General features: G+C 62.9%; 3 protein-coding genes and 3 pseudogenes. 1 reads left to right on the top strand and 5 read right to left on the bottom strand.

Features of this window, described 5'->3' with window-relative positions; genetic code table 11:
• The 4 genes and pseudogenes from ACFE99_RS20115 to ACFE99_RS20130 form a co-directional block, all read right to left on the bottom strand.
• Window positions 1–1,252 (bottom strand): APC family permease (locus ACFE99_RS20115; RefSeq protein WP_375488181.1); only part of this gene is annotated, 1,252 nt, incomplete at its 3' end.
• Window positions 1,253–1,394: 142 nt separating this feature from the next.
• Window positions 1,395–3,320: pseudogene (locus tag ACFE99_RS20120) on the bottom strand (APC family permease); the annotation flags it as partial.
• Between the two features lie 574 nt (window positions 3,321–3,894).
• Window positions 3,895–5,391 carry a sensor histidine kinase gene (locus ACFE99_RS20125; protein ID WP_375488182.1) on the bottom strand — a complete coding sequence of 499 codons (1,497 nt, stop codon included), beginning with the start codon at window positions 5,389–5,391 and terminating at the stop codon, window positions 3,895–3,897.
• Window positions 5,388–6,152 carry a response regulator transcription factor gene (locus ACFE99_RS20130; protein ID WP_375488183.1) on the bottom strand — a complete coding sequence of 255 codons (765 nt, stop codon included), beginning with the start codon at window positions 6,150–6,152 and terminating at the stop codon, window positions 5,388–5,390. Before ACFE99_RS20130 ends, ACFE99_RS20125 begins: the two co-directional genes overlap by 4 nt.
• 446 nt (window positions 6,153–6,598) lie before the next feature.
• Between ACFE99_RS20130 and ACFE99_RS20135 the strand changes: the two are divergent.
• Window positions 6,599–7,029 (top strand): annotated as a pseudogene (locus ACFE99_RS20135) (PPE family protein); the annotation flags it as partial.
• Window positions 7,030–7,331: 302 nt separating this feature from the next.
• On the opposite strand, the pseudogene ACFE99_RS20140 reads toward ACFE99_RS20135, so the two are convergent.
• Window positions 7,332–7,486 (bottom strand): annotated as a pseudogene (locus ACFE99_RS20140) (type VII secretion protein EsxI); the annotation flags it as partial.

Here is a 7,486-nt window from a genome sequence, read left to right on the forward strand (position 1 = left end):
CCTGCGAAAGCGTGAAGGCTAAAAAGGCGCCAATCGCGAACAACGGGATCAGCCCGTGCACCGAGCCACCTGTTATCAGCAGCAGTGCCACCGCTAGCGTCGTCAACAGCATGATGCCGTTGGAGAACACCAGTCGATGACCGCGCTTCGTCAACGGTCGCGGCAGGAAACGGTCCTGGGCAACGAAACTGGACAGCGCGGGAAAACCGTTGAAACTGGTATTGCAACCGGTGAACAGGATAGCGGCGGTCGACGCCTGCACGAGGAAGTACAGAACGTCCCCGATCAGTCCGTGACCGAAAACCGCGCGGGCAATCTCGGAAAGCATCGAAGGATATTCGTCCACATACGGAGTGGCGTGGGTGACATATGCAAGCCAGCCAACACCAATCAACAGGAATCCGAGTATGCCGGCCATTGCGGTGAGAACCCGACGGGCGTTGAGGCTTTGCGGCGCTCGAAAGACGTCGATTGTGTTGGAAATGGCCTCAACTCCGGTCAGCGACGAGCCACCGTTGGCGAAAGCGCGCAGCACGACGAAAATCGTCGCACCCATCACCAGGCCGTTGCCCTGGTGGACCGGCACCGCTCCAGCAATGTGCTGCGGATCGTATTTCGGTAGACCCCCGAAGACTTCGCGAACGAGGCCGGTGATGATCGTCAGCATGATCATGACCACGAAGGAATACGTCGTGATCGCGAATACCCGGCCCGACTGCCGCAACCCCCGCAGATTCGCAAAGCAAATGAGGAGGACCGTCGCCACTGTGATTTCCAAGTGGTAGGGACGCAACGGGGGTATCGCCGACACCACCGCAACCGTTCCGGCGGCCGGCTGCACCGCGACGGTGACCACGTAGTCGATCAACAGCGCGGCGGCGGCGATCTGAGCCACGCGCGGCCCGAAGTTGTCGCGCGCGACCATGTAAGACCCGCCGGATCGGGCGTAGGCGGTGACGACACCGCGATACGACAGTGTCACCAATAAAAGAATCAACAAGATGACGCCGGTGATCGGAAGCAATAACGCAAATGCGGCCATCCCGGCATACGGCAATAGTTCGATCATGATCTGTTCGGGACCGTAGGCGGTTGAGGATATCGCATCCGGTGAAAGTGCGCCGAGAGCAACGGAATTGGACAGTCGCTGGGATTCGAGCTGCTCGCTGGTCAGCGGCTTACCAAGAAAGATCCGCTTACACAAGTCGGTAAAAGACAGCGGCAGATCCTGCCCGCTAGTCGATGTTGTCACTGCGCATCACTTCCTAGGTTCACTGGGCAACGTGGTGTGCGGGGTCGACCATCGACGTGGGCCCGTCGCCATTTGGGCTTGTCGTTTCGGCGGTCGCCAGCACTTCACCATGGTGGGCATCGTCACGTTGCCCTCGGGAGACCTGTGCTATCCGGGACTTGATGTCGTAGGGCAGGATTTGTGCGCTGGCACCGGGAACCCGGCTGATAACTTTGGCGATCTTGTCCGCGGTGCGGTCGTGCAGCAGTCGGCCCAGCAGGGGTGAATACGTTCGGCGCGGCAACAGTACGGTCACCTTCGAGCCTGGATAGTCGTGCAGCGTCTGCAGGACCAGCTTGTGCGCGGCCCGGCTAATGTGCCGATCCGGGCAGTCGAGCAGTTGCAGCCGGGTGTCGTGATCGAAGCGCTCCCAGCGTTGCTGCAGCCGCGCGGCGTGAGCCACGTCCAGCACGAAGTGCACCGCGACCAGCTCGTCAGCGTGCAGCCCCTTGCCGTAGCGCAGCGCCTCGACCTCGGCAAGGTCGACTGAATCGACGAGGACGAACACCCGATGGCGTCCGTGCTTGGCAAATTCGGGAGGCTCGGTGCGGGACATCCGCAGTGCGGAGGCTTCGGCGCGGTACTGCCGGTTGAGCCGCATCAAACCGAATACCAACACGGGGAACACCACGACGACTAGCCAGGCTCCCTCGGTGAACTTCGCGACCGCGAAGATCGCCACCACGATCGTGGACAATATCGCCGCGGACAAGTTTATCGCCAGCTTGTGTCGCCACCCCGGCCCCCGGTGCGTGAGATGGTGTTTGGTCATGCCGTAGCCGGCCATCGAGAATCCGGTGAACACGCCCATCGCAAAGAGCGGCACGATTGCGTCGACCGAGCCGCCGGTCACTACCAGCAATGTCAGCGCTAGCACAGTCAACGCGATGATGGCGTTGGAGAACACCAGACGATGTCCCCGTTTCATCATCGGCCTCGGCAAAAAGCTGTCCTCGGCAACGAAACTCGTCAGTGCGGGAAAGCCGTTGAAACTGGTGTTCGCGCCGAAGAACAAGATGGCCGCACTCGCCGTCTGTAAAAGGAGGTACAGAATGTGTCCGATCAATCCATTGCCGAAGACTGCGCGGGCAACCTCGGACAGCATCGACGGATATTCAGCGACATACGGGGTGGCGTGGGTGGCATAGACCAGGTAGATGACACCGACCAGCAGGAACCCCAGGATGCAGGCCATTGCGGTGAGTACTCGACGGGCGTTGGGGCCCTGCGGCTTACGAAAGACATTGACCGCGTCGGCGATCGCCTCGACACCGGTCAACGACGTGCCGCCGTTGGCGAATGCCCGCAGCAGCACGAGGATCGTCGCGCCCATCACCAGCCCGTTGCCCTGATGGACTGGCACCGCTCCTACGATGTGCTGTGGATCGTATTGCGGTAACCCCCAGAAAATTTCACGAGTCACACCGGTGACGATCATCACCGTGACCATGACGACGAAAGAGTAGACCGGCACGGCGAATATGCGGCCCGACTCCCGCAATCCGCGCAAGTTGGCATAAGAAATCAGCAGCAATGCAGCCACCGTGATTTCCAAGTGGTAAGGGCCGAGTATAGGTATCGCCGATACCACGGCGAAGGTGCCGGACGCGCATTGCACCGCCACGGTGACCACATAGTCGATCAACAGGGCTGCCGCCGAGATCTGCGCCACCCGGGGACCGAAATTGCTGCGCGCCACGACGTAAGAGCCGCCCCGTTGCGTATAGGTCATGACCACTTGGCGATACGACCCCGTCACCAGCACAAGAATCAACAGGATAACGGCGGCGATAGGAAGCACCAGTAGGAATGCGGCCATCCCCGCAGCCGGCAGCAGTTCGACCATGATCTGTTCGGGGCCGTAGACTGTTGAAGAGATTGCGTCGGGTGAAAGTGCACCGAGCGCAACGGGATTGGACAGGGTCTCCGATTCCAGGTGATCGTTGATCAGTGGCTTGCCCAGAAAGACGCGCTTCCCAACGTCGCTGAACGACAGCGGGATGCCTCGTCGGCCAACCGATGATGTCATACCCACGTTCCTTATCCGATTGGTGCGATTACGCAGACAGTCTGAGGCATTGCAGGTTGCGCCGTCGGCCGGGGGCGGCGGCAGCCGCCTTTATGGCGGCGTGCGCGACGTCGGTGCGCCCAGCAGGGTGAGCAGGGCACGACCCGCAGATGGGTGAGTCACGTGGGAACTTCCGGCAAAGAAAAGGGCCGCCGCGAAGCAAGCCACCGAGGGGGCGGCGACCGCCAGGCCGAGCGCATCGCGAACCGCTGCCACTGTGCAGTCAGCGCTACTCATAATCGACCAGCCTGTGGCGCAGACCGACATGAAGACCGCCACGGTGAGGGCGACGTCGGAAACTACCGATATGGCTTCTCCCTTCGCGCCCTTCTGCGACTACCCGATCAGATCGATCGCCGGCCATAGGCAGACTGCAACCTTGGCCCTCGGCGGTGAGGAGCCCCGACGGTGACGATCCCAGAATGAAGTTAGGCGCGGTTGACTGGCGCCGCCCTATAGTTAACGGGATGTTAACGGTTTACCAGCCATCTTTACGCGCGCTTCAACCTGCCTTTACGCACGGTCGACGACCTGGCTAATCGGTCGACCGCTCGGTCATCGGAAACCGCACCCGAAACACGGTTTGCCCGTGCTCGGATTCGGCGGTGACCGAGCCGTGATGGGCCTTGGCAATCGACGCGACGATGGGCAGCCCCAATCCATTGCCCGACCCGTCGGATCGGGATTTGTCCCCGCGCACGAACCGCTCGAACAGGTGTGGCATGAGACCAGGGTCGATGTCGGGTCCGTCGTCGGTCACCGTCAATTCCGCGTAGGGCCCGTCGCCGTCAGACTCGTGGCGTACAACCGCAGTCGTCACGGTGACTCCGGTAGGTGTATGCACGTGTGCATTGCTCAGCAGGTTGCTGACCAGCTGGTGCAGGCGGTCACGATCGCCGCGCACCCAGACCGGCTCCTCCGGCAGCGCTTTGACCCAGTTGTGTGTCGGTGCCGCCACTGCCGCGTCGTTGACCGCGTTGATGACGACGTCGCCCAAGTCGACGTCCTCGTTGCGCAGATCCTGGCCCTCACCCAGTCGGGACAACAACAGCAACTCGTCGACGAGCAAGGTCATCCGCTGTGCCTCGGACTCGATTCGGGCCAGCGCATACTCGGTGGTCGGCGGCAGTGCGGAGCTGTCTTGGCGGGTGAGTTCGGCGTAGCCCTGAATCGCCGCCAGTGGGGTGCGGAGTTCGTGGCTGGCGTCGGTGATGAATTGCCGCGTCCTGCGGTCGGATTCGGCGCGGTGCGCTAGCGCACTGTCGACATTGTCCAGCAAACGATTCAACGTATTGCCGACGATCCCGACCTCGTTATCGGGGTCCGTGTCGGCGGGGCGCACTCGAGTAGTGATCCGATGCTCGTCGCCGATGAGCGGCATGCCGGCCACCTCGGCCGCGGTTGCGGCTAGCCTGCGTAGCGGCTGCAGCGCGTAGCCAACGATCGACACTGTGAGCGCTGCTGTGATCAGCAGTGCAGCTCCGGAAAGCACTGTGGCAGTGATGGTTCGATGGGCGATCATCCGGTTGGCGAGATTCATCGACACGCCGACTACCAGACGGTCCGGGCCAACCGCGCGGCTGTCTACCCGGTAAGAACCCAAGCTGCCCAACTGCGCTGTGCGGGGCGGGCCGTCGGTCCACTTCTGCACCTCGATGGCGTGGACCACGTCGGCGGGAGCGGGCCGCGACTCGTCCTCGGAGAAGACCGCCGAGCCGATCACCACACCGTCATGAAGAACGGCGATGAGGTTCCCGGGTGTTTGGCCGGTGAACCCCAACATCGCCTGCTCGACGGGCGAACCCGCATGTGGCCCTTCATCATTGCGGTACTTCGTGTAGGAATGGGTCAACGCGTCCAGCGACTCGGCCACCTCGGCGTCGTTCATCGTGGTGACATATTCACGCAGGCTGACCACCGACACGACACCGACCGTCGTCAGCACCACGCAGACGACGGCGCACACACCCAGGACCAACTTCTGCCGCAGCGATCGCGGCCGCCACCATGGCGCAGGCCCGACGCGACTCATTCCGGCGGTCGCAGCATGTACCCGATGCCACGCACCGTGTGGATCATCGGGTCTTTGCCGGCGTCGATCTTCTTGCGTAGGTAGGAGATATAGAGGTCGACGATGCTGGTACGTCCCGCGAAGTCGTAGTTCCAGACTCGGTCTAGAATCTCGGTGCGACTCAGCGCCCGCCGCGGATTGCGCATCATGAAACGCAGCAGCTCGAATTCGGTTGAACTCAGCGATAGCGGTTCACCGCCCCGGGTCACTTCGCGGCTTGCCCCGTCCAGCGTGAGGTCGCCCCCCGTCAGGCCCTCTTTTGCCGGCGGTGCCCGGTGGCTGGAGCGGCGCAACAGCCCCCGCAGCCGGGCGACCAGTTCTTCCAAACTGAACGGCTTGGTCATGTAGTCGTCAGCGCCCGCGGTTAATCCGGTCACCCGATCCATCACCGAATCGCGGGCGGTGAGAAACAAGGTGGGCGTATACGGATCGGATTCGCGGACCCGCGCCAGGACTTCCAGCCCGTCGACATCGGGCAGCATGATGTCCAAGACGAGCACGTCAGGGCCGATCTTGTCGAACTTGGAGACGGCTTCTTGCCCGTTGTGGGCGACGTCGACGACCCAACCCTCGTAATGCAGCGCCATCTTCACCAGGTTGGTCAGTGCCGGTTCGTCGTCGACCAGCAACACCCGGATCGGCGAGCCATCGGCCCGGTGGATCCGGGGCAGCTGCCCGAGTATGGCCTGGCGTGGGCGTTGATACCCCGACATTGCCGTCATGTCCCCACATTCTTCCTGGCGCACATGTGGTTGTCACGGAGCTCATAGAGACCTCAAATGTTTCACGCTCCGCGTAGCCGGTGGCCGATCGACAGATATGTGTTTTCTATGTGTGTGATCAGCATCCTCGATGCGGCAGCTATTCGAAAAATACTGTGAGGCTTGGCTGTTGGCTGATGCATTGCCAGGCGCTTCGGAGGCTGTGTGCCTAAACAGTTGGGCGGTAACCGCATTCGGTGTGTATCCACCAGCCGTATCTCGTGAATAGCCGGCTGTCGGGAGGCAAGGCCGGGATTGGTTCAAGACGGCCGCAGACGACGACGGCTGTGTTGGTGAGCAAAGGGTGAGCTGTTCGTGGACGCCCGGGACGCCAGCGCCCGATCGTATGCGGCGACCGAGGCCGCCGACGCGATCGCGGTCCGCTAGCAAACAGGAGGCGAGCAAAGATGGACTTCGGGGCGATGCCACCGGAGATCAACTCCGCGCGGATTTATGCCGGCCCGGGCGCCGGGCCGATGCTGGCTGCGGCCGCGGCGTGGGACGAGCCGGCCGCCGAGCTGTAGTCGACAGCGGCCTCCTATCAGTCGGTGGTCACCGGCCTCAGGGCTGGCTCCTGGCAAGGGCCGGCATCGTGTCGATGGCGGCGGCCGCGGCACCTTATGTGACCTGGATATCCGCCAGCGCGGCGCCGTGCGAACAGGTGGCTAATCAGGCCAGGGCGGCTGCGAGCGCTTTCGACACGGCGTTTGCGATGACGGTGCCTCCGCCGTTAATCGCCGCCAACCGCGCCCAGCTGGCGGCACTGGTCGCGACGAACATCCACGGGCAGAACACACCGGCGATCGCGGCCACCGAGGCGCAGTACGGGGAGATGTGGGTCGGTGGGCATGTTGTCGGTGCCGCAGAGTTGGGGTGAAACGCTGTCGGCTGGGCCAATCGGCACCTCAAGCGCCATGCCGTTACCAGGCGCCCCCTGGGGCATCGGCTGGCGCGTCGAGCGCCCCGAAGATGCCGGACCCCGGTCTTGCCGCACGCGAGGCTGATGGCGGGATTCACCAAATCGCGCTGCGGCCCAAGGTGATTACGCATTCGCCGATCGCCGGTTAGATCCATGGTCGGCCGGCAACGGCTGTGGCCCGCACACGGGGTCGGTGTGCGGGCCACGTGTTGTGCTGGTTGCTATGCCCAGCTGGAGCCGACCGCGCTGTCGGTGCTGGCCATGTTGCTGCTGGCGGTTTGCACCTTTTGGCCGTGGGCGTTGGCCTGCTCGTAGATCACCTGGAAGTTGCGGCCCAGTTCGGTGATGAACTGTTGGCACGCCGTCGACCCGGCGC

Origin of the sequence: uncultured Mycobacterium sp., assembly GCF_964249325.1 — a bacterium.
Taxonomy (GTDB): domain Bacteria; phylum Actinomycetota; class Actinomycetes; order Mycobacteriales; family Mycobacteriaceae; genus Mycobacterium.